The sequence below is a fragment of the Psychrobacter sp. PSP genome (genome assembly GCF_024085615.1).
GTDB classification, from domain to species: Bacteria; Pseudomonadota; Gammaproteobacteria; order Pseudomonadales; family Moraxellaceae; genus Psychrobacter; species Psychrobacter pacificensis.
Genome location: NZ_JABLTF010000020.1, coordinates 403,008 through 423,909, shown reverse-complemented (window position 1 = coordinate 423,909; position 20,902 = coordinate 403,008). Strand labels below are relative to the sequence as shown.

The 20,902-nt window shown below is 44.5% G+C and carries 18 protein-coding genes and 1 rRNA gene; 6 read left to right on the top strand and 13 right to left on the bottom strand.

Annotated elements, in window-relative coordinates:
- The 3 genes from HL061_RS11810 to rlmJ all read right to left on the bottom strand — a co-directional run.
- A 16S ribosomal RNA gene (locus HL061_RS11810) occupies nt 1–316 on the bottom strand; the annotation flags it as partial.
- A 1,006-nt stretch (nt 317–1,322) separates the two neighbouring features.
- Nucleotides 1,323–2,126, bottom strand: coding sequence for a CDP-diacylglycerol--serine O-phosphatidyltransferase (pssA, locus tag HL061_RS11805; RefSeq protein ID WP_240366535.1), 804 nt, complete (start codon nt 2,124–2,126; stop codon nt 1,323–1,325).
- A 148-nt stretch (nt 2,127–2,274) separates the two neighbouring features.
- Nucleotides 2,275–3,162: a 23S rRNA (adenine(2030)-N(6))-methyltransferase RlmJ gene (gene rlmJ / locus HL061_RS11800; RefSeq protein ID WP_186474998.1), complete on the bottom strand. Its 888-nt coding sequence runs from the start codon at nt 3,160–3,162 to the stop codon at nt 2,275–2,277.
- A gap of 140 nt (nt 3,163–3,302) precedes the next feature.
- Here rlmJ and HL061_RS11795 point away from each other — a divergent pair, with 140 nt between their 5' ends.
- The 3 genes from HL061_RS11795 to HL061_RS11785 all read left to right on the top strand — a co-directional run bounded on the left by HL061_RS11795 (nt 3,303) and on the right by HL061_RS11785 (nt 7,798).
- Complete coding sequence (locus HL061_RS11795) at nt 3,303–4,058, top strand: 2OG-Fe(II) oxygenase (protein ID WP_186474999.1); 756 nt, start codon at nt 3,303–3,305, stop codon at nt 4,056–4,058.
- A gap of 61 nt (nt 4,059–4,119) precedes the next feature.
- Nucleotides 4,120–5,334: a succinyl-diaminopimelate desuccinylase gene (gene dapE, locus HL061_RS11790; protein WP_212563812.1), complete on the top strand. Its 1,215-nt coding sequence runs from the start codon at nt 4,120–4,122 to the stop codon at nt 5,332–5,334.
- A 277-nt stretch (nt 5,335–5,611) separates the two neighbouring features.
- Nucleotides 5,612–7,798: a TonB-dependent receptor gene (locus HL061_RS11785; RefSeq protein ID WP_071003240.1), complete on the top strand. Its 2,187-nt coding sequence runs from the start codon at nt 5,612–5,614 to the stop codon at nt 7,796–7,798.
- 383 nt (nt 7,799–8,181) lie between these two features.
- Here the strand turns inward: HL061_RS11785 and HL061_RS11780 are convergent, their stop codons facing one another.
- The 6 genes from HL061_RS11780 to HL061_RS11755 form a co-directional block, all read right to left on the bottom strand.
- A complete protein-coding gene (locus tag HL061_RS11780) occupies nt 8,182–8,685 on the bottom strand; it encodes a GyrI-like domain-containing protein (RefSeq protein WP_186475001.1) in 504 nt (167 codons plus the stop codon).
- A gap of 62 nt (nt 8,686–8,747) precedes the next feature.
- Nucleotides 8,748–8,957, bottom strand: coding sequence for a Fe-S cluster assembly protein IscX (iscX, locus tag HL061_RS11775; protein WP_011279849.1), 210 nt, complete (start codon nt 8,955–8,957; stop codon nt 8,748–8,750).
- 147 nt (nt 8,958–9,104) lie between these two features.
- Nucleotides 9,105–9,641 carry an acyl-CoA thioesterase gene (locus HL061_RS11770; protein ID WP_186475002.1) on the bottom strand — a complete coding sequence of 179 codons (537 nt, stop codon included), beginning with the start codon at nt 9,639–9,641 and terminating at the stop codon, nt 9,105–9,107.
- 175 nt (nt 9,642–9,816) lie between these two features.
- Nucleotides 9,817–11,199, bottom strand: a complete 1,383-nt coding sequence (locus HL061_RS11765) for an NAD(P)(+) transhydrogenase (Re/Si-specific) subunit beta (protein WP_178379275.1) — start codon at nt 11,197–11,199, stop codon at nt 9,817–9,819.
- Nucleotides 11,200–11,213: 14 nt separating this feature from the next.
- Nucleotides 11,214–11,552: a proton-translocating transhydrogenase family protein gene (locus HL061_RS11760; RefSeq protein ID WP_212564546.1), complete on the bottom strand. Its 339-nt coding sequence runs from the start codon at nt 11,550–11,552 to the stop codon at nt 11,214–11,216.
- A gap of 97 nt (nt 11,553–11,649) precedes the next feature.
- Nucleotides 11,650–12,804: an NAD(P) transhydrogenase subunit alpha gene (locus HL061_RS11755; RefSeq protein WP_186475004.1), complete on the bottom strand. Its 1,155-nt coding sequence runs from the start codon at nt 12,802–12,804 to the stop codon at nt 11,650–11,652.
- Nucleotides 12,805–13,282: 478 nt separating this feature from the next.
- Here HL061_RS11755 and yaaA point away from each other — a divergent pair, with 478 nt between their 5' ends.
- Nucleotides 13,283–14,095 carry a peroxide stress protein YaaA gene (yaaA, locus tag HL061_RS11750; RefSeq protein WP_252962850.1) on the top strand — a complete coding sequence of 271 codons (813 nt, stop codon included), beginning with the start codon at nt 13,283–13,285 and terminating at the stop codon, nt 14,093–14,095.
- Nucleotides 14,096–14,304: 209 nt separating this feature from the next.
- Here yaaA and groL read toward each other — a convergent pair whose 3' ends face one another.
- Complete coding sequence (gene groL, locus HL061_RS11745) at nt 14,305–15,954, bottom strand: chaperonin GroEL (RefSeq protein ID WP_093069611.1); 1,650 nt, start codon at nt 15,952–15,954, stop codon at nt 14,305–14,307.
- Between the two features lie 123 nt (nt 15,955–16,077).
- Complete coding sequence (gene groES / locus HL061_RS11740; protein ID WP_058024926.1) at nt 16,078–16,368, bottom strand: co-chaperone GroES; 291 nt, start codon at nt 16,366–16,368, stop codon at nt 16,078–16,080.
- 457 nt (nt 16,369–16,825) lie between these two features.
- On the opposite strand from groES, the gene HL061_RS11735 reads away from it, so the two are divergent.
- On the top strand, nt 16,826–17,581 hold the full coding sequence (locus HL061_RS11735) for a DUF3108 domain-containing protein (RefSeq protein WP_071003777.1): 756 nt from the start codon (nt 16,826–16,828) through the stop codon (nt 17,579–17,581).
- A 112-nt stretch (nt 17,582–17,693) separates the two neighbouring features.
- On the opposite strand, the gene HL061_RS11730 is transcribed toward HL061_RS11735, so the two are convergent.
- Complete coding sequence (locus HL061_RS11730) at nt 17,694–18,146, bottom strand: hypothetical protein (RefSeq protein WP_223334802.1); 453 nt, start codon at nt 18,144–18,146, stop codon at nt 17,694–17,696.
- 127 nt (nt 18,147–18,273) lie between these two features.
- The gene (gene wrbA / locus HL061_RS11725) at nt 18,274–18,891 is read right to left on the bottom strand and encodes an NAD(P)H:quinone oxidoreductase (RefSeq protein WP_075106955.1); all 618 of its coding nucleotides are present in this window, start codon (nt 18,889–18,891) and stop codon (nt 18,274–18,276) included.
- A 288-nt stretch (nt 18,892–19,179) separates the two neighbouring features.
- On the opposite strand from wrbA, the gene HL061_RS11720 reads away from it, so the two are divergent.
- Nucleotides 19,180–20,751, top strand: a complete 1,572-nt coding sequence (locus tag HL061_RS11720; protein WP_252962849.1) for a YihY family inner membrane protein — start codon at nt 19,180–19,182, stop codon at nt 20,749–20,751.
- Nucleotides 20,752–20,902 lie beyond the last annotated feature (151 nt).

Here is a 20,902-nt window from a genome sequence, read left to right as displayed (position 1 = left end):
CCCGGTGTGGCTGATCATCCTCTCAGACCAGCTACAGATCGTCGCCATGGTAGGCCTTTACCCCACCATCTAGCTAATCCGACTTAGGCTCATCTAATAGCGAGAGCAACAAGTTGCCCCCTTTCTCCCGTAGGACGTATGCGGTATTAATTCGAGTTTCCCCGAGCTATCCCCCACTACTAGGTAGATTCCTAAGTATTACTCACCCGTCCGCCGCTCGACGCCTGGGAGCAAGCTCCCATCGTTTCCGCTCGACTTGCATGTGTTAAGCCTGCCGCCAGCGTTCAATCTGAGCCATGATCAAACTCTTCAGTTTAATCTTGCTTGAAGTCTTCACTATAAATAGTAAGACGACTTCTAATCTTGGCTCATCTAATCTAGCAAATCGCTCGTAATTATGTTCGTAATGAATTAACTTTGAGTTTTCTGCTGAGTAAATGATAATTTTTATAGTTGGTGTTCTACCGTAAAGATAGTCGACCAACTTTATTTTTTAGCATTCTGAATCAGCAAAAATCCACACAAGTTGTTCTTTAGTTATGCTTTTAAATAGTTTCAATCACTGTCGTCCAGTCATCGATATATAGGGTATTACTAACGCTATCTGCCTTTTCCGTTGCCGGTTAAGCTATCTAGCGAGCCGACTATCTTATCATATTGATTTGAATTGTCAAGACTTTTTATAATTTGTTTCGCCAGGTTAACTGGGTTATTAATGTGTAATCTGCACATCTCTCACTGCCAGTCCGTCTGATGAGGGCGTATTATAGACCCTTTATTTATTTAGTCAAGAAGTATTTTTAATTAGTTTGAAATAACTTAATCGCTTAAGCTTCCTCACCACTTCCCTTTCGACTGGGACGCATTATACGCAGGTTTAAGGCTGGGTCAAGGATTATTTCGAGGGTCTTGCTCACTGCCTTGGCAAACATCAAATTGTAGAGATATTCCAATGGTTTATGCACTTCAATGATTTTACTTATTTGACAATAGTTACGCAAAATAGGGTTTGCACTAGTTATCTAAGACCCCCCCCTTAGTTTGGATGTACATTTCGTTCAGAAACATAATGAATGGCTATTATGCAAGGATAAAACGTATCTGATAGTAGGATATTCTTCAATATAGTTGATCCAATTTAAGAGTGGTACAAGGCGACCGAGTGCAGATGTATACGTCATACTTCAAGCGAGGTTAACGCTGTAACGCTTTTTTAGTGGATTGACTATAACACCATGTTTTTATAGTAAATAACGTATAAAAAAAGGGACTCACCTATTGGCAAGTCCCTTTTTTTATCTCAGTAACGTTCATATTTACACTTACATCTTTGCTTTGATCGTAGTCACAATACCAGATAACGCATAAATGATACCGATCGCCAAGATACCAACAGGTATATCATAAAGCATAATACTCATGACCAGTACGCCAATGATAAGCACCACAAAGGGTACTTTCTTTTTATCAAACTCTTTAAAGCTGTAGTACTTAACATTACTGACCATAAGCAGACCACAAATGACCACCCACGCTGCGAACAAAAACATGATCGCCGTATCGTACTGACCAATCCATTCGTTATGATCAACTGCCACCATAACAGCAGAGGTTACTAGAATGGCGGCAAGCGGACTGGCCAAACCAACGAAGTATTTTTTATCGACAATGCCCACCTGCACATTGAAGCGTGCAAGACGAAAGGCAGCACAGGCAGTAAAGACGAACGCACAACCAATCCCAATACGACCCAGCGGCTCTAGCGCAAAGCTATAAACCAACATAGCAGGGGCCACACCAAATGCGAGCATATCTGCTAATGAATCATATTGCTCGCCAAACGGGCTTTGGGCATTCAGCATACGGGCAACGCGGCCGTCGGCACCATCTAGAATACCTGATAAAAAGATAGCCAAAGCCGCCTTGTAAAACTCGCCTTGCGTACTTGCCAAAATTGAATAAAATCCTGATAGCAGTGACAAAGTGGTAATCAAATTAGGCGCTAAATAGACACCGCGACTGACCACACGCTTACCTTCCGCAACCTCTGCCTCGACGACCTCAAAGGTCAAACCATCATAATTGTCATTGTCTGCTAGACGAATATTAAACTCATGCTCATCCATGTATGGAGGCTGGGTCGCTGCATTGTCCTGCAACGCTCCCTCTTTTGGTGACATGTTATTTGGTTCGCCTTCAGGTGGCTGCATATTCGTCATCTTGATATCCTTATTGGCCAATATTGCTGTTCACTGACATCATCTACTGACGTCACTATTCACCAACCAGCCAGCGTACATTGGTCGCACTGTCAGGTGTTAAGTCTGGCGCATCTTCTACTTTTAGTACTGGCTGCAAGAAACGTAATATCTCGCGAGCATGATTATCAAACTGCCATGGCGGATTGATAACCAGTAGACCTGTACCGTTCAGACCGACGGCCACATCATTAGGATAAATATTTAGCTCACAAACCAGTTGACGACGCATCTCGGTACGCTTGAGCTTTTTATAAAACAACTCAACCGCTTCGATATTTTTGATTGGGAACCACAGCGCATAAGTACCTTGTGGCCATTTTTTATAAGCCGAGACTAATAAATCGATCAGGCGCGTAAAGTCTTTATGCTCTTGCTCAAAAGGAGGATCAAGGAAAATCAAACCGCGCTTTTCCTTTGGAGGAATAACAGCGGTGATACCTTCAAAAGCATCACGATGCTGGATACCAATTGGCAACTTATATAGCTGATAGTTCAATGCATCATATTCAGTCGCTTTGGCTTCAAAAGCTTCGGCGCGTACTCTAGCATCAGGTTTTTTAGCGGCGGTTTTTTCGACATGATGAGCAATCCACCACGGCGAACCCGGATAGACTTTATTGTCGTAAGTGAATTTGGCTTGTTTAATGCCTTCCATATAATCTTTGACAGCGGCTGGTGCTTTTTCAGTATCTGCTTTCAAAAAAGCCTGAATACCGCCTTTGGCCTCCCCTGTCTTGCGCGCTTCTTCACTGCTTAGTGAATACAGTCCGCGGCCACCATAAGCGTCAAGCACATAAAACGGTTTGTTTTTTTGCCCCAATTGATTGAGCAGTTGTACCAATAAAATGTGTTTAACCACATCAGCAAAGTTACCAGCGTGGTAGGCGTGTTTATAGTTCATAATCTCAAAAGTTTAAATAAGAAAAATTGCATCTATGGTAGCATAGGCGGAGTAAAATATAATGTGGTTTTGGTAAGCCTTTCGATAAAAACGCATTGAATGGCGGTATATTGACCATTGATTGATAAGAATGAGATGAAATGACGCAGATTATTAGCAACCTGAACAAGACAGCGTTGGTGGTTGATCATCCGATAGGACAGGACAATCCTCCGTTACTATCTCCAGCCAGTCATAACGACGCCCCAAACGCGCCTACCCAGCAGGTATTGCAACTGTCTGATTTTGCAGTCAGCTGGGAAGATAGGCTGACGGATAAGCAGCTTGATACCTTTGTCACTGATGGCTGGCTCACTATTGATAATGTATTTAATAAGACCGCATTACTTGCGCTACAGGCTGAAAGTGGTTTTATTGACTATCGTGATGCGGCGCTAACCGCTGGCATTCGTATCAGTGATATTCGCGGTGATAGAATACGCTGGATCACCGAGAACTTCTTTGCAGGCTACTATTATCTGCAAAGTATCAACGCGCTGGCCGCTCTGTTTAATCGTAGCTTATTCGCGGGTATTCGTCATAGCGAAGCGCATTATGCGTGCTATCCGATTGGCTTTGGCTATCAATGGCATAGCGATAACCCTGCTGGGCGCGATGAACGGGTGATCTCAGCCGTGTTTTATCTCAATGATGATTGGGGAGCGACTGACGGCGGTGCGCTAGAAGTCGTTGATAAGCATGGCACGCACCATGAAGTGATGCCAGTTGCCAATAGATTGATTATTTTTGATAGCGACCTACAGCATCAAGTGCAGATCGCGCATCGTCAGCGTTACTCTATTGCTACGTGGATGCGCCGTGACGGTCTTGTACCCTTTGTCGAAGTAGACGCTTAGCACTTATTACTCATTATCTATTTATATTTAACATTTTCATTATTATACAAAAGGCTAACCCATGTCTGACTCTCACCAACAGCCCACCCACCAGCAAGCAACCTTAGATTTGAGTATTGCCCTACTCGAACGCCCATCTGTCACACCAGACGATGATGGTTGCCAAGATATATTGTCAGAGCGTTTGGAGCAAGCGGGCTTTGACTGCGAGTTTATGTACTATGGTGACAGACAAGCAAAAGGCGAACATGCTGAAGTCAAAAACTTGTGGGCACGCCGTGGCACGACGGATCCCGTAATTTGCTTTGCCGGTCATACAGACGTGGTACCAACGGGTGATGAAAAAAACTGGACGTATCCACCATTTACGCCAACCATTGCTGATGGCTATCTATGGGCGCGCGGTGCCGCCGATATGAAGACAGGCATTGCTGCCTTTACTATCGCCGCCGAACGCTTCGTTGCCAATCATCCTGAGCACAATGGTTCGATTGCTTTTTTGCTCACTTCAGATGAAGAAGGTCCATCAATCAACGGTACGGTCAAAGTCATCGAAACCTTAGAGGCTCGTCAAGAAAAAATTACTTATTGTCTTGTGGGTGAACCATCGAGCACGGATACGTTAGGCGATATTATCAAAAACGGTCGTCGTGGCTCGCTAGGCGCAGAGCTGACGGTCACAGGTAAGCAAGGTCATGTTGCCTATCCACATTTGGCCTGTAATCCTATTCATGCAGCGATGTCTGCCCTTGCTGAATTGACATCTACCGCATGGGATACTGGTAATGATTACTTCCCTGCCACTTCCTTGCAAATATCAAATATCAATGGCGGCACAGGTGCAACCAACGTCATTCCTGAAACGCTAAACGTTGTCTTTAACTTTCGCTTTTCGACAGAGACGACTGAAGATGAGCTAAAGGCAAAAACCCACGCTATCTTTGATAAGCACTTTGCTAATAGCCAAGTTTCAGAGAATAAAGCCAGTTACGACATCAATTGGAAGTTATCTGGTCAGCCGTTTTTGACCCCTGAAGGGAAACTGGTCTCGGCATGCCAAAACGCCATCAAAAAAGTCACCGATGTCGACACCACCTTATCAACCTCTGGCGGTACGTCCGATGGACGCTTTATTGCCCCGACTGGTGCGCAGGTTGTTGAATTAGGCGTACGTAACGCCACCATTCACCAGGTCGATGAAAAGGTTGAAGTTGATGATTTGGGCAGGTTAGCGCAGATTTATGAGGGAATTTTGAAGAATTTGTTGCTTGATTAGGCTCTACCGTATCAATGACGTTAATAAAACAGCAACAATAAAGGCAGCGCTTAAATGTTTAGCGCTGCCTTTATTTGTTTTAAGTATTATTGTAGCCTAATAAATAACCTGTATTAACAGTCACTTAAGATGATAACCACTAAAATTTGGGTAGATCCATTAAAAATAGGATATATAAATGTTGCTTACTGCTTGCAAACGATAATCATTATTGTTAATATTCGTTTTTACAAAAATGCAGCATTAATTTTTATGTTTTCGTTTTGGAGCCCGTGCGATGTCTCATCCTTATAAGTCTGTTACTATATTTTTATTGTCCACTTTAGCCTTGTCCATGCAGGCAGTTTATGCGCAAAGCGTTGATACCCAGCAAGGTAATCTCGAAGAATCAGCAGTCTCGGTAACCTTAGACGAAATTACTGTTATCGGTAGTAAAGACAATGTGCCCTTGATGACGGGTTCTGGTTATTACGTCGATAACGAACAGTTAGAAAATGAGTACATTACAGATATTAACCAAGTTTTAAAGACCGTGCCAGGGGTTTACGTCTCTGAAGAAGATGGGTTGGGCTTACGTCCTAACATCAGTATTCGTGCTGGTATCGGTGGACGTAGTAGTAAAGTGCATTTAATGGAGGACGGTATTCCTATCGCACCCGCTCCTTATGCTGCCCCTGCCGCCTACTATCATCCGACAGCGCTGCGTATGTCAGGTGTTGAGATTCTAAAAGGCGCGCCGCTGCTACGTTATGGGCCGCAAACGACTGGTGGCGTTATTAACTATTTATCAACCCCTATTCCTGCCACTAATGGCGGTCAAGCGATGACCTCAATCAACGACCGTGGCGGTGTGGATGTTCATGCTTATGCTGGTGGACGCGAAGGCGACTTTGCAGGCTCAATTGAAACTGTGCAACAACGAGGCAAAGGCTTTAAAGAAATTGATGGTAAAGACATTGGCGACTATGACAATCAAGATTATGTCCTAAAGGGTCGTTATCAGATCAATCCTGCGCATAGTTTGTTTGCCAAAGCACAGTATTCTGATAGATCTAGTGATGAGACTTACTTAGGTTTAACAGATGCTGACTTCAATAAAAATCCTAACAGACGCTACCCGATGTCTGCGCTTGATAACATACAAGACGAACATACCGGACTTAACTTGACGCACAACTGGATCACGGATAATAATAGCGAGCTACGTACTACCGCTTATTACAATAAAACCCATCGTAACTGGTATAAGCTCAATGATAACAAAATCAATGATTTTTATGAAGGCAATATCACCCAAGGGCAGCTAGATGGTACCGAGGATTTAGCAGGTATCGAATTAAAAGCCAATGATCGCACTTATTATAGTACCGGTGTTCAGACGAACTTCAATACTGACATTTTAAGTGCCTATGGCGATCACAATATTGATGTAGGTGCTCGCTATCACCGTGACAAAGTTGAGCGCTATCAGCCAAGCGATATTTTTAATCAGGTAGACGGTAATTTAATTTATCAAAGCACCAAAGTCCCTAATGGCAGTAATAACCGCGAAGAAAGAGCCAACGCAACTAGTCTTTGGCTAACTGATAAGTGGCAAGTGACTGACCCCTTACTTCTAAACCTAGCCATGCGTTACGAGTATATTGATACTGAAGAGACACGCGGTGTTGATACTGATAATCAAGCACGCGTGAGCAATACTCAGTCTATATTTTTGCCAGGTTTATCCGCAAGCTATCAACTCAATGATGAAGTACAGCTTATAGGTGGGGTCCACAAAGGCTTCAGCCCATTAGGTGCTGGAGTGTCCGAAGATGACAACACGGATCCTGAAGAAAGTATCAACTATGAAATCGGTACGCGCTATATTGATGGTAACAATTATATTGAGGCCGTTGGGTTTTATAGTGACTTTGATTCTGTAATCAGAAACTGCACAGAAAACGTGCCTTGCGGCAGTGGCTCAGATGCCATAACGTCAGGTACCGAAAAAGAGAGTGGTTCTGCGGTGATCGCAGGGCTTGAGTTAATGGCTGGCACTCGCTTTGATGGAGATGGATTCAGTATTCCGCTGCATGCCACTTATACTTACACCCAAGCTGAGCTTGCCGAGGACTACAAAGACACTTTAGATGGCGATCGCTTAACGCTAGTGCCCAAAAATCAAGCCAGTGTACGCGCCGGAATCGAGATGGATTCAGGTTGGGATACTTACTTGACTGCCAAATATGCTGGCGGCATTTGTGAATCAGTGGGCTGCAATCGTACTAATGAGCCGCGTAGCGAGACTGACTCGTTATTCACTTTTGATGCTATTACCCACTACCCTATCGGTTATGATGCTAAGGTCTTTGGTAAGGTTGAAAACATCGCTGACAAACAAGTTATTGTGAGCCGTACGCCATACGGTGCTAGACCAAACCTACCACGTACCTTTACCATTGGCGTGACTAAAGCTTTTTAACTAGCATTGAATAGATAACCTTGATACATTACTCCTAATGGAAAAATCCCCAGCTATAATAAAAATATAGCTGGGGATTTTTTATGACTGTATCAATAAGCATAAATAATGCTTCGTCGGCCTCATTGATCCAACTTACCTGAATAAATGCTTCTATCGTAGAGTAGCTACCTATTAAACAATACGCGCATAAGCTACACGCCTAAGCATCTTAAAAATCACTCATCTGATAGCTCAATTGATGCCGCGGCGCAGATTATTAGACCTCTTGCAAAAGTACCAGTTCATTGACTTTTACTGACGGAGTTACAAGGGCTAGCGATGACTTATCCAAGAGGTCTATTATAGTAAAGTAGACTTCTTATAGTGTTGATATGATAGCCTCACTCAATACCAATATAAAGATCCAATTGCCCATATTCTAAATTACCCCCAATATAATGCTCAAAATCGACATTATAAGTGCGAGTATGCTCGCAATCACGATCATGGAAGTACTCCCAAGCCTTCTCCCATGCATTCATGACCGTGTTAGGCATTCTGCCCTCTTCGGTGAATACTAAATACTTACCTTCGGGGATTATGACGCTGACCACATCGCTCATATTAGCCGCAATTTTACTGCCTGATTGCTCATCCTTCTCACTGGCTGTTTTCCAGCTAGCGACAACATCAAACGCGCCTGCTAAATCATCACTCTCATAGTTATGATAAATACCGTAAATATCTTCGCCTTCAGGCAACTGTCCTGCGTAATTCTGGTAAAACTTCTGCCACAATCTACCAAGCTTGGCAGTGTCGTGGCTAATCTCAGCGTGATTGGTGGTGCGAACACTGATACCGCGACACGCTATCGCTTCTGGCAGCTCTTTAGTTTGTGATGTCATGATGCGGCCTTTTTGATTTATTGAATTTTTATTGATAACACTGCTCAACGTTATAGAGTCGATTAGTCGGCTTCATCGATCCAATTCATTTGAATGGCTTCTAAGATACCTTCGTTTGAGCGCTGCGGATCATCATCAAAGCCTTCAAGCTCCGTCACCCAGCGATGCAAATCGGTAAAGCGTATGTACTGCGGATCAGTCTCTGGAAATTTTTCATAAAGCTCAATGGCGATATCTAAGCTGTCTGTCCATTTTAATTTTTGTGGGGTCATAACGGTACCTTTTTTTAGTCGTTTTAGAAATAGTAGTCTCGCCTTAGTATTGGCGATTTGATGGACTCTATCCTACCAAAATTTAGCAAATGATTATAGCCAAGTTATTATAGGGCGCTATTTTTTAATACTGGGTTTCAATGTGGTTTAGGCTGACTTGGTAGATTTCACAGCAACTTGGTGGTTATTCCATGTGTTAATCACTTCCGTCAACCGCTCCCCTGTCATATCCAACACCTCTGGCGTACGCATACCGGTATCATCGGTAAATACAAACTTGGTCATACCAACGCCCATGAGCTGATTTTTGACAAAAAATCGATGCTCAAAATACACATATTTGTGATCCCAGCCTGCAACCGCACTGCTAAGCGTCATTTTATCCAAAAACTTGATTTGTTTGAGATAAACCATCTCTTGCATGGCAATGACCCAGTTCAGAGGCTTGATGCCTTTTTCATGACAGCGTGCCATCACCCAGCGTGTCACGTTTAGCTCAATAAATGACAAGTAACGATAATTGGGCAGATGATCGCGAAACCCCATGTCATGCGGTAATACCCGATAGTTACGGACAGTCGGTGCGATCAAGGTCTCAAGACTAATCGTCTCACTCATGGGCTCATGCTTGAGCTGCTGCTTAAGCAAACTGACCATAATAAAAAAGCGCAGTAACATATTCATAAATAGTACTCTTACTTTGTTGTGTTTATGACTGAAGGTTGAACGGCTCAACGATATTTTTTTATCGTTGTTTCCGAAACGTTGATCACTTTAACGCAAAAAAAGCCACCTCAGTGACTTTCCTTGTTCAAAATCTTACGGGCGAGAGTCCTTTATTAACATCCTATTTTAAATGTTAGTGACCACCACCATTGATACTACGCACCATCTCTTCGACCATTTTCTTGGCATCACCAAAGATCATCATGGTTTTGTCCATATAGAAGAGGCTGTTATCAAGACCTGCATAGCCGGTGCTCATCGAACGCTTGATGACCATCACCGTTTGCGCTTTGTTGGCTTCTAAAATGGGCATACCAAAGATAGGAGATGTCGGATCGTCTTTTGCTGACGGATTGACGACGTCGTTGGCACCGATGACCAAGACCACATCGGTACTGGCAAAGTCGGAATTAATCTCATCCATCTCTAGAATATCATCATAAGGCACGTCGGCTTCTGCCAATAGTACGTTCATGTGCCCTGGCATACGACCAGCAACAGGATGAATGGCAAAGCGAACGTTGACACCTTCGTCTTTTAATAGCTCGTACAATTCTTTTACCGCGTTTTGCGCGCGGCCTTGTGCCATACCGTAACCTGGTACGATGACCACGTTGCTGGCATTGGACATAAGGAACCCTGCGTCTTCTGCTGAGCCTGATTTGTATGTTTTTGGTGCGCCATCATCACCGCCTGCAGCGGCCGCTGACGTGCCCATACCGCCAAACAAAACGTTTAGTAGAGAGCGGTTCATGGCTTTACACATGATATAAGATAAAATCGCACCTGAGGAGCCAACAAGCGAACCTGCGATAATGAGCATCGAGTTGCCAAGGGTAAAGCCAATACCTGCTGCCGCCCAACCTGAAAATGAGTTCAGTAGCGACACGACCACTGGCATATCACCGCCGCCGATAGGCGCAATCCACATCCAGCCAAAAATCACTGCAATCACTGTCATCGCATAAAACGCAGGCAAGGAATCCGTGACAAAATACACGCCGCCAAACCCAATCATCGCTATAAATAGCAAGGCTTGAACAGGTTTTACCCAGCCGCCAGTGACTGTTTTTGCCCAGCTTTTTGCCGCAAGCTTACCAAAAGCAAAGACAGAGGCAGAAAAAGTAATCGCACCGATAAAGCAACCGATAAATAGCTCAACACGGGCAACCGCGCCATGTTCTTGCTCAGTGTGTAATACCGTCGCAAGGGCAATCGCAACCGCTGCCAAACCGACAAATGAATGCATCAACGCTACGGTTTCTGGCATCTGCGTCATGGCAACGGTTTTTGCCTTCCACATACCAACCAGCGCACCTAAAATCATCGCGCCAATAATGAGCCAAAGGACAGGACCTTCTGCTAAAAAGAACGTCGTCACGACGGCAATCGCCATCGCTACCATACCAAAGCGGTTGCCACGAATCGCTGTCTTTGGACTCGACAATCCGCGTAACGTTAAAACAAAAAGGATCGCACCAACCAGATAGAACCAATCCGCATTCGCCGCAATCATCGCTGATAAATCATTCATGCGTTGCCTCCATTATCAGTGCTTGCTGCTGGGGCTTTTTTTACTTTGGGTTTGAACATCGCGAGCATACGTTCAGTCACCGCAAAACCACCAAAGATATTGATACTGGCCAAAAATACCGCAAAAGCACCAAGCAAACTGGTCGGTGTAAACATCGAGCCGTCGATATGGACAGTCTGTAGCATCGCACCGACGATCACGATACTTGATAAGGCGTTGGTCACCGCCATCAATGGCGTATGTAGCGCTGGGGTCACGCCCCAGACGACGTAGTATCCGACAAAGATAGCGAGTACAAATACGGTAAAAATCGCGACAAATGGTGTGCTACTCATGGCTGCACCGGCAGGCGCTGCCGCTAAAATGATGGCGATCATCTCATCCTCCTAAAAATTTATTCGTGTCTGGCAAATGTATGGCGACCAGCAAGGGCTAGCGTTTGGCCAAGCGCACTTGGTTGTCGTGGGTCACTGCCAGTGCACCCTGAATCTCATCTTCCATATCTAAGTTAAGCGAAAGGTCGTTTGCTGCTGCATCGTCGCCAGCAGGTGCAATCAAAGTCGTGATAAAGTTAACCAAGTTATTGGCGTATAGATCTGACGACTGTGCGGCTAGCATAGATGGGATATTGGCGGCACCAACGATACGTACGCCGTTTTCTGTGGTGATGGTCTCATTTGGCGCACTGCCTTCGACGTTACCACCGGTACCAGCAGCCATATCGATCAGGACAGAACCTGCTTTCATTTTGGCAAGGGTTGCCGCGTGCACGAGACGCGGGGCATTACGACCAGGAATCTGTGCTGTGGTAATGACAATGTCAGCATTGCTGAGTGCCTTGTCAACCACAGCAGCTTGGTCTTTGATATATTGTTCTGATGGCGTCCACGCATAGCCGCCCGTTGCTTTGGCTTTTTGTGCTTCGTCATCACTCATCGGCACATCCAGCCATTTACCACCAAGTGATTCGACCTGCTCTTTTGCCGCAGGACGCAAATCACTCGCTTCTACAACCGCGCCTAGACGCTTTGCCGTTGCAATCGCTTGCAGACCTGCCACGCCTACGCCCAAAATAACCACTTTGGCTGGCTTGACTGTACCCGCAGATGTCATAAACATAGGAAAAGGACGAGAGTATTCGTTAGCCGCGAGCAATACCGCTTTATAACCAGCAAGGTTAGCCTGCGATGACAATACGTCCATGTTTTGCGCACGTGATAATGTGCGCGGTAATAACTCCATTGCAAAAGCCGTCGCACCTTTGGCCGCATAAGTGTCAAGCTGAGTGTTGCGATACGGGTCTAGCATACCGACGACGATTTGGCCTGCACTCAAATGCTCTGCCACTTCGGCGGGCAAGTCGTGAATGGTGGTAATAATTTGAGACTGGGCAATCACCTCGGCGCTGCTGCTGGCAATGTCGGCTCCTGCCGCCTGATACAACGCATCAGCATAATACGCTGCTTGACCTGCACCTGACTGAATGACGACTTCAAACCCAAGCTTGCGCAATTTTTTGACTGCGTCTGGGGTTAGTGCGACACGGCTTTCACTCGCGATATCTGCACTGATTACACCGATTTTCATATCGTCTCCTTACTTATATAGAATGACTTACCCTTAATACCCTCAACGCATTTTCAAAAGCATAGGGGACAAAAATCCTTAACCATGATTTATCCAATATCATAAATAAAGACTATCAATTTAATAAATGATGTATTGTTTACCATCATGCCTTTTTATTATAGAGATATAATCTGCCAACTTTCATTGTCTAATGATGACCAACAAGTAAGATAAAAAGTTAGGTATTGATACCATCTGCATAACTTTTGTTGTTATATTAAAGTTTTTTATTTTTTCAAAAAACCTCTACCCCTTATATAACAAGGTCTCGCTTCGATAGAAGCTAACTGTATGGACATTTACGCATTGCCATATCCCCTTAAAAAAAACATAAAACACTCAAGGTCAAGTCAAGTTAAACCCTCAGCTGTCGTATAATAAGAATGCTTGACACCTGAACAGGTCGGTCATTGATTCACGATAATAAGGACTCACCATGTATTTTTTACTCTCTCCTGCCAAATCTTTGAATGAAACAGACGCTATACCAGTGAACTTGGGCAACTACTATAGTCAGCCTGAACTGATCGCGCACTCACAGTCACTCATGAAAGTATTGAAGTCCAAAGAGCCCGTTGATCTGCAAGAGCTGATGAGCATCTCTGATGATCTTGCGCAACTCAATGCCACGCGCAATCAACAATGGCATTGGAGCGAAGATAAGCCGTTTACTGATGATGAGTCTGGTAATGCAGCAAAGCCGGCGGGCTACTTGTTCGACGGTGATGTTTATACCGGTCTTGATATGTATCACATGGATAAAGAAACCGCTGTCTATGTCAATGAACATCTGGGTATTTTGTCAGGTCTTTATGGGGTATTAAAACCGCTCGATTTGATTCAGCCTTATCGTTTAGAGATGGGTACAAAGCTAAAAAACGCGCGCGGTGATAATCTTTATGAGTTTTGGGGAGAAGAAATAACTGACGTTATCAATGCTCGTATGGCAGATAGTGAGGACAAGGTCTTGATCAATCTGGCGTCGAACGAGTATTTTAAAGCGGTGAAAAAGAAAGCACTGAAGGCGGATATCATCACGCCACGGTTCGAAGACGAAAAAAATGGTCAATATAAAGTCATTAGCTTTTATGCCAAAAAAGCACGCGGACTGATGGTCAAGTACGCAGCAGACAATAAGCTGACCAGTGCTGAGCAGCTAAAGCAGTTTGATTTGGCGGGTTATTACTATGTCGATGAGCTGTCTGACGACAAAACGTGGACATTTCGTCGTGATGAGGCAGATGCGTAATCTTTTAGCCAAAACATACTTATCTTACATAAAAAACCCCCCGATAAGCTCAGTCTATCGGGGGTTTTATTTGGACTAGATTTTACAGGTACGTGATATTATTCATACTTTCAGCGAAAAGCGGTTTATCGAGGAAGACAAGCGAAATAGTACTTATTGTACATTGAGCGTGTCTGACAAAGACAAACCGCTTTGCAGCGACAGTAAAATTACATCATGCCGCCCATACCACCCATACCGCCCATTCCACCAGCAGCGCCCATACCTGCCATTGCGTCTTCTTTTTCTGGTATGTCAGTGATCATGGCTTCAGTCGTTAGCATGAGACCTGCTACTGACGCTGCATTCTCTAGCGCTGAACGTGATACTTTTGCTGGATCAAGGATACCCATCTCAAGCATATCACCGTACTCACCAGAGGCAGCATTGTAGCCGTAGTTGCCCGTGCCGTTTTTCACTGCGTTAACCACCACTGATGCTTCTTCGCCAGCGTTGGTAACGATTTGACGTAATGGTGCTTCCATCGCGCGGCGTAGGATGTTGATACCAGCGTCTTGGTCGTCGTTGTCGCCTTTTAGCTCAGACAATGCATTCATCGCACGAACTAATGCAACGCCGCCGCCAGGTACAACGCCTTCTTCAACCGCGGCACGAGTGGCATGTAGCGCATCGTCAACACGGTCTTTCTTCTCTTTCATTTCAGTTTCAGTCGCTGCGCCAACTTTGATTACTGCTACGCCGCCTGCCAGTTTTGCAACACGCTCTTGTAGCTTTTCTTTATCGTAATCAGAAGTAGACTCTGCGATCTGACGGTTGATAGACTCAACACGGTTTTCGATGTCAGCTTTGTTACCAGCGCCATCAACGATCACGGTGTTTTCTTTACCAACAGTGACTTTTTTCGCAGTACCCAATTGCTCAAGGGTCGCCGTCTCTAGGCTTAGTCCAATCTCTTCAGAGATTACCGTGCCGCCCGTTAGCGTTGCGATGTCTTCTAGCATGGCTTTACGACGATCGCCAAAACCTGGTGCTTTAACGGCACAAGTTTTTAGGCCGCCACGCATGTTGTTTACAACTAAGGTTGCCAATGCTTCGTTTTCTACGTCTTCAGCGATGATTAGCAATGGCTTGCTTTGCTGCATGACTTGCTCAAGTAATGGCACGATCTCACGGATATTGCTGATTTTTTTGTCAACCAATAGGATATATGGGTTTTCAAATTCAGCAGTCAGGCTGTCTTGCTTGTTGGCAAAGTATGGGCTGATATAACCACGGTCAAACTGCATACCTTCGACCACTTCTAAGGTATCTTCAAAGCTTGACCCTTCTTCAACGGTGATAACGCCTTGTTTACCCACTTTTTGCATCGCTTGCGAGATCAATTCACCGATTTTGGTATCTGAGTTGGCAGAGATAGACCCTACTTGCGCGATGGCTTTTTCATCATCAGCGGGCGTTGATAGGTTATGGATTTCTTGAACTGCTGCGCGAACGGCTTTGTCGATACCGCGCTTAAGATCCATTGGGTTCATGCCAGCAGCGACTGATTTCATGCCTTCTTGCAAGATTGACTGAGCCAATACGGTCGCAGTGGTCGTACCATCACCAGCGACATCATTAGTGCGGCTAGCAACTTCACGAACGAGCTGAGCACCCATGTTTTCAAATTTGTTTTCAAGCTCGATTTCTTTGGCAACTGATACACCATCTTTGGTGATGGTTGGCGCGCCAAAAGATTTATCGATAACGACGTTACGACCTTTAGGGCCTAGGGTGACACGTACTGCGTTTGCTAGAACGTTGACACCGTCCATCATTTGTTTACGGGCATCTATGCCGAATTTTACGTCTTTTGCCATGTTAAATTACTCCACTATTATAAGTATGAGAATACAATTGAATGATTTGATAGTTGCTTATCAAAAGCGGTTATCAGAACCTGTGGTCAAGATGTGCTGAGTATAAAACGATACTCGAGAGGACTAGCCTTCTAGCACACCTAGTACATCAGACTCTTTCATAATCAATAGTTCTTCACCGTCAACCTTCACGGTTTGACCAGCATATTGACCGAACAAAACTTTGTCGCCAGCTTTTACATCTAACGCACGAGTTTCGCCATTGTCACGAACTTGGCCATTACCAACTGCAATGACTTCACCTTGTGAAGGTTTCTCTTGAGCAGAACCCGGCAATAAAATACCACCAGCAGTTTTTGTCTCTTCTTCTATGCGGCGGACGACGATACGGTCATGTAAAGGACGAATATTCATCGATATGACTCCAAAAATTGGTTGTTTGAATAAAGGGTTTATTTGAATTAATAGTCTCAATACCAGTATCTATAAGAGTCGCCATTCAATCATAGCAATCTAAAGATACGCTTTGAGCTTGTAACAAAAAGTGGGGGCAAGATAGGTTGGCTTCAAGTGTAAAGCCCAAAAATTTACAAGATTATTCTGACGGAATTTGATAGAGATGAGGCTTAATAGAGGCCATACGTTTTATTTACCCTCTATTGCTGGCTTTACAGCACGTTACCCTCGATGGTCGTATCAGATGTCATAGCAACATTCGCTACAATCGTCACACGTGCCGGTCGATTGTTACTCTTGAAAATGTAACAGAGTATGACCATTATAAGCGTTGTGAACATAATAAGAATGACGATAGATGCTGCTATATCAGCATCTTATTAACTACTAAGAGGTATCTATGAGTTTTTTATCAATGCATAATAAATCACTGCCCAACGCTTCTAATAATACGAAACGCAGTCCATCTAAGTTTTTATCTGCCTTAATCACAGGTATCAGTATTTCTACCATTGGAGCCTTGAGTATGACCGCACCCACCCTCGCTAGCGCCAAAACCGTCCGACCCTCTAGTGCCAATTATAGCTTTACGGTAGAAGACAAATACAAAGGCACCGCCACCCGTACGCTAGGCAAATCGGGCAATACTTGGAAGTATAATGTCAAAGCACGGGTGGCAGGTGTTGCCAATGCGTCGCAAAGCAGTACCTTTACCATCAAAGGCAATAACGTCATTCCGACGCAGGCCAGCACTACTTATAAACTGCTGGGTCTTGGCCGTACGCACAAGCTAAGCTTTAACCCAAGCAGCAAAAAAGTCACCAGTACCTATAAAGGCAAAACTATGACCATGGATATGGCGCAGCAAGCCTTTGATGACTTAAGTCTTGAAGTGCAAATTCGTCAAGATTTACTAAACGGTAAGTTCTCTGGTAACTACTACATGGCCAAAAAAGACAAGGTAGAAAAAACACCATTTAAAAAATCGGGCAATACCAAAATCACGGTGCCAGCCGGTACCTTTGATACTGTCCGTATTGACCGTATTCATGACGACAATGACCGCTCAACCAGTTTTTGGTTAGCGCCGAGCTTGGATTATTTGCCCATAAAAGTCAGTCAGATCAATGATGGTAAGAAGATGGATTTGGAATTGACCAAGGTTAACTAATCCAAGTATGTAAACAGAAGCGTTGAAAAGTAATACTGCAACAAAAAAGCGGCGTCCTATTTGGAACGCCGCTTTTTTATATCTTAAGATTAATGACTATTATTACAGCCTACTAATGAGAACGCGGTTTTTTAACAACATTATTCATCGACGGCAAGCGTTTTAGCAAAATAAAGAGCCAGACATTAATAGCAAGTAACAGTACAAAGTCGGTCAAGTACACTGCTATCTCAGCCCAACTACTGCCATACGCGCGCGTAAACAGCACCACGCCACTTGCGCCCAAATATACTAGAGTAAACATACTACCGACCAATAACGCATAAGGCGAGCGCCCGCGCACGATCCATGGCGTCAGTATAAAAGCTGGCAAAAGCCATAGTGCTTGCCAGGCGATACCGCCCACAATATCAGGGCTGCTTGGATTAAAAATACTGATAAAAATAGGCAGTCCCATTAATCTATAAACCAGCCAAATCAGCCAAGTGACCATCAAGCGCTGCGCAATAGGTGCGATAGGCTTGGTAACTTTAGGAGACTTACTGTTAGAGTGGTTTGTAGCCATTAGAGATTTTTACTTCCTAAATGAATAGCATAGATATATCGCTATTAGCGATTAATAATCAGTATTTGAGTGCAAAGAGTGTTTAAGTATCAAGCTTGAGCTATAACACCGGTTACATGAGACTCGATTAGCGACCCCAGTTTGCTTGTGCTAAAGCAGTAGCGGTGATTGCCAAGCGGCGACCTTGTGCAATACCTAGGTCACGCTCGTCTGCCGATACTGGCTGATCATGCGCCGCACCACTGACATGACTGGCACCATAAGGCGTCCCGCCGCGATGCGTCCGATTTAATGCAGGTTCAGCATACGGTACCCCCACGATGACCATCCCGTGATGCATTAATGGTAACATCATCGTGAGCAATGTGGACTCTTGGCCACCATGCATAGAGCCTGTCGCCGTAAATACCGAGGCAGGCTTGTTTTGTAGATTTCCCGCCAGCCAGAGCGTGACGGTATTGTCCCAAAAATACTTCATGGGCGCGGCCATATTGCCAAAGTGCGTCGGGCTACCCAGTGCCAGACCGCTACAGTCTTTTAGATCATCCATCGTACAATACAAGTCACCTTCATCAGGTATCGCAGGCTTGCTCAATGTGGTTTCAGGTGCCACCGTCGGGACAGTACGAATACGTGCGGTCATGCCAGCATCTTCGATCCCTTGAGCGATAGCATATGCCAATGTCTTTGTCGTGCCATAATTTGAATAATAAAGCACCAAAACGTAAGGGTTGGCCTGACTCATTAACCGTCCTTCCTCATAAAATCATTGATAGTATTATCTATATATCATTATTTATCGATCAATAACGATACCGCCCGCGATAGGCGATGCGATGATGTGCTCATTATGCCCCAGTCATTCACCCACATGCAAACCAGCTGACGACTATTTTACGACCACCTACTCCAGCTACGCCTACCTGATGCCTTATCAAAGAGCCGCTGTGCATTTTGACACAATTAAACGGCAGATGATAACGACGCATCTTTGTTACACTATTGTCTCTCTACTTCTTGCTAAATGGTCACTATGGAAAACTTAAGCAAAAGACTCCCATTTTTACATCAGCGCTGGTTCCAGTTTTTACGGTTTTTGACGCGGCACTTTTTTGAAGACAACTGTCAGCAAAAAGCAGCATCGCTAACCTACACGACTATGCTGTCGATCGTGCCTGTATTAACCGTTTTGCTCATGATATTGTCCTCTGTACCGGCACTGGCATCCGTCAGAGCGCAGATATACGAGGTCATTTATAGCAACTTGTTGCCGCAATCGAGCATGCAAGTCAGTGAGTATATCAATGACTTCGCCGAAAAATCATCGAACCTTACCATCATCGGCGCCATGGTGCTATTTTTTACCACCATCATGACCTTGACCACCATTGAGCGTGCCTTTAATCAAATCTGGCGGGTGGAGAGCCGCTCAGGTGGTATAAAGAGTCTGCTGCGCTATTGGACAATTGTGACCTTGGGGCCTATGGTGCTGGGTACGGCGTTTATCGCTTCAAGCACGGTACAAAGCTTGAGTTTTTTAAATCGCCAAATCGCAGGCTACGGGATCGATTGGGGGTTTTGGGTACAAGTGGTGTCGGTTGGTATCACCATGGCCGGCTTTATAGGGATGTATTGGTTTATTCCCAAAGCTCGTGTGCCCGCAAAAAATGCAGCCATCGCTGGGGTCTTTGTGACGATTATCTTTGAGCTGATGAAGCATCTGTTTGGCACAGTGATGGCAAACTTTACCAGCTACGAGGCCATTTACGGAGCTTTTGCCGCCTTGCCTATCTTTTTGTTATGGATATACCTGTCTTGGAATTTGATTTTGTTAGGCGTTGAGATCAGCTATACCTTAACCATTTTTGAGACCGAAGAAGTCTACCCGCGCCATCCCCTACTTAGCTTGCTGGACATGCTGAACTTGGTATATACCCATCATTTAAAAGGTGAGGCCGTCAGCGAACAAGCGCTGCGCAATGTGTTGGGACGCAAAGAGCTACCCAAATGGTACACCTATATCAACTACCTCCAAGACAGCAACCTCATCACCATGACCGAAGATGAGGACTATGTACTCAAAAAAGACTTGAGCAAGATGACATTGTGGGATTTTTATCGCACCTTGCCTTATCCATTGCCTATTAAGGATGAGCTTGATGAGATGAGGCTAGAAGACCAAAAACCTTGGCTCAGCTTACTGGTAGATCGTTTTGAGCACACAGAAGCCTATGCCAAGCAGCAGCTAGATTTGCCGTTGAATGTAATCTTTACCAACGCCGAACCGCGCAAAAACCCTGATGATAAAGGCACGAATAAAAACACCCAACACCCTTTATTTAAAAAACCTGAATTTAGAAAAACATCGCAAGCCGCTCCTAACAGCTTAGCTCGACAGTCAACTGATACAACAGCGACACCGCACTTTGATCCAGCCGCTTATGAAAAGGACAGTAAGGTTGAGTGTGATGCACATGATAATGAAATCATCATTCCTATAGACCCAAAAACGCCGCCGTCTCCACAAACCAGCAGATGGGGACACAAAAGCACAATCATCACCGAAGCGGACAACCCTAAACACGGCTCTAGCAATAAAAATTAGTTTGCTAAAGTAGATAAAAGAAAGCTAATTGGAAACAAGAAAACAAATGTAGTACAGTTTATTAATATAGCTGTTATATTCCCAGCAGCACATTTGTTGGGGTATTCTTTTGACACATAGCACAGTATTTCCATTAAAAACCATAAGTATC

What these genes read in the sequence shown, in the direction of transcription:
- HL061_RS11730 (WP_223334802.1), bottom strand. Translation starts at nt 18,146, where the DNA reads ATGGCTACAAACCACTCTAACAGTAAGTCTCCTAAAGTTACCAAGCCT.
- HL061_RS11770 (WP_186475002.1), bottom strand. Translation starts at nt 9,641, where the DNA reads ATGAATATGTTACTGCGCTTTTTTATTATGGTCAGTTTGCTTAAGCAG.
- groL (WP_093069611.1), bottom strand. Translation starts at nt 15,954, where the DNA reads ATGGCAAAAGACGTAAAATTCGGCATAGATGCCCGTAAACAAATGATG.
- HL061_RS11720 (WP_252962849.1), top strand. Translation starts at nt 19,180, where the DNA reads ATGGAAAACTTAAGCAAAAGACTCCCATTTTTACATCAGCGCTGGTTC.
- yaaA (WP_252962850.1), top strand. Translation starts at nt 13,283, where the DNA reads ATGTATTTTTTACTCTCTCCTGCCAAATCTTTGAATGAAACAGACGCT.
- HL061_RS11780 (WP_186475001.1), bottom strand. Translation starts at nt 8,685, where the DNA reads ATGACATCACAAACTAAAGAGCTGCCAGAAGCGATAGCGTGTCGCGGT.
- pssA (WP_240366535.1), bottom strand. Translation starts at nt 2,126, where the DNA reads ATGGATGAGCATGAGTTTAATATTCGTCTAGCAGACAATGACAATTAT.
- iscX (WP_011279849.1), bottom strand. Translation starts at nt 8,957, where the DNA reads ATGACCCCACAAAAATTAAAATGGACAGACAGCTTAGATATCGCCATT.
- HL061_RS11760 (WP_212564546.1), bottom strand. Translation starts at nt 11,552, where the DNA reads ATGAGTAGCACACCATTTGTCGCGATTTTTACCGTATTTGTACTCGCT.
- HL061_RS11755 (WP_186475004.1), bottom strand. Translation starts at nt 12,804, where the DNA reads ATGAAAATCGGTGTAATCAGTGCAGATATCGCGAGTGAAAGCCGTGTC.
- HL061_RS11795 (WP_186474999.1), top strand. Translation starts at nt 3,303, where the DNA reads ATGACGCAGATTATTAGCAACCTGAACAAGACAGCGTTGGTGGTTGAT.
- wrbA (WP_075106955.1), bottom strand. Translation starts at nt 18,891, where the DNA reads ATGAGTCAGGCCAACCCTTACGTTTTGGTGCTTTATTATTCAAATTAT.
- HL061_RS11735 (WP_071003777.1), top strand. Translation starts at nt 16,826, where the DNA reads ATGCATAATAAATCACTGCCCAACGCTTCTAATAATACGAAACGCAGT.
- groES (WP_058024926.1), bottom strand. Translation starts at nt 16,368, where the DNA reads ATGAATATTCGTCCTTTACATGACCGTATCGTCGTCCGCCGCATAGAA.
- HL061_RS11785 (WP_071003240.1), top strand. Translation starts at nt 5,612, where the DNA reads ATGTCTCATCCTTATAAGTCTGTTACTATATTTTTATTGTCCACTTTA.
- dapE (WP_212563812.1), top strand. Translation starts at nt 4,120, where the DNA reads ATGTCTGACTCTCACCAACAGCCCACCCACCAGCAAGCAACCTTAGAT.
- HL061_RS11765 (WP_178379275.1), bottom strand. Translation starts at nt 11,199, where the DNA reads ATGATTGCGGCGAATGCGGATTGGTTCTATCTGGTTGGTGCGATCCTT.
- rlmJ (WP_186474998.1), bottom strand. Translation starts at nt 3,162, where the DNA reads ATGAACTATAAACACGCCTACCACGCTGGTAACTTTGCTGATGTGGTT.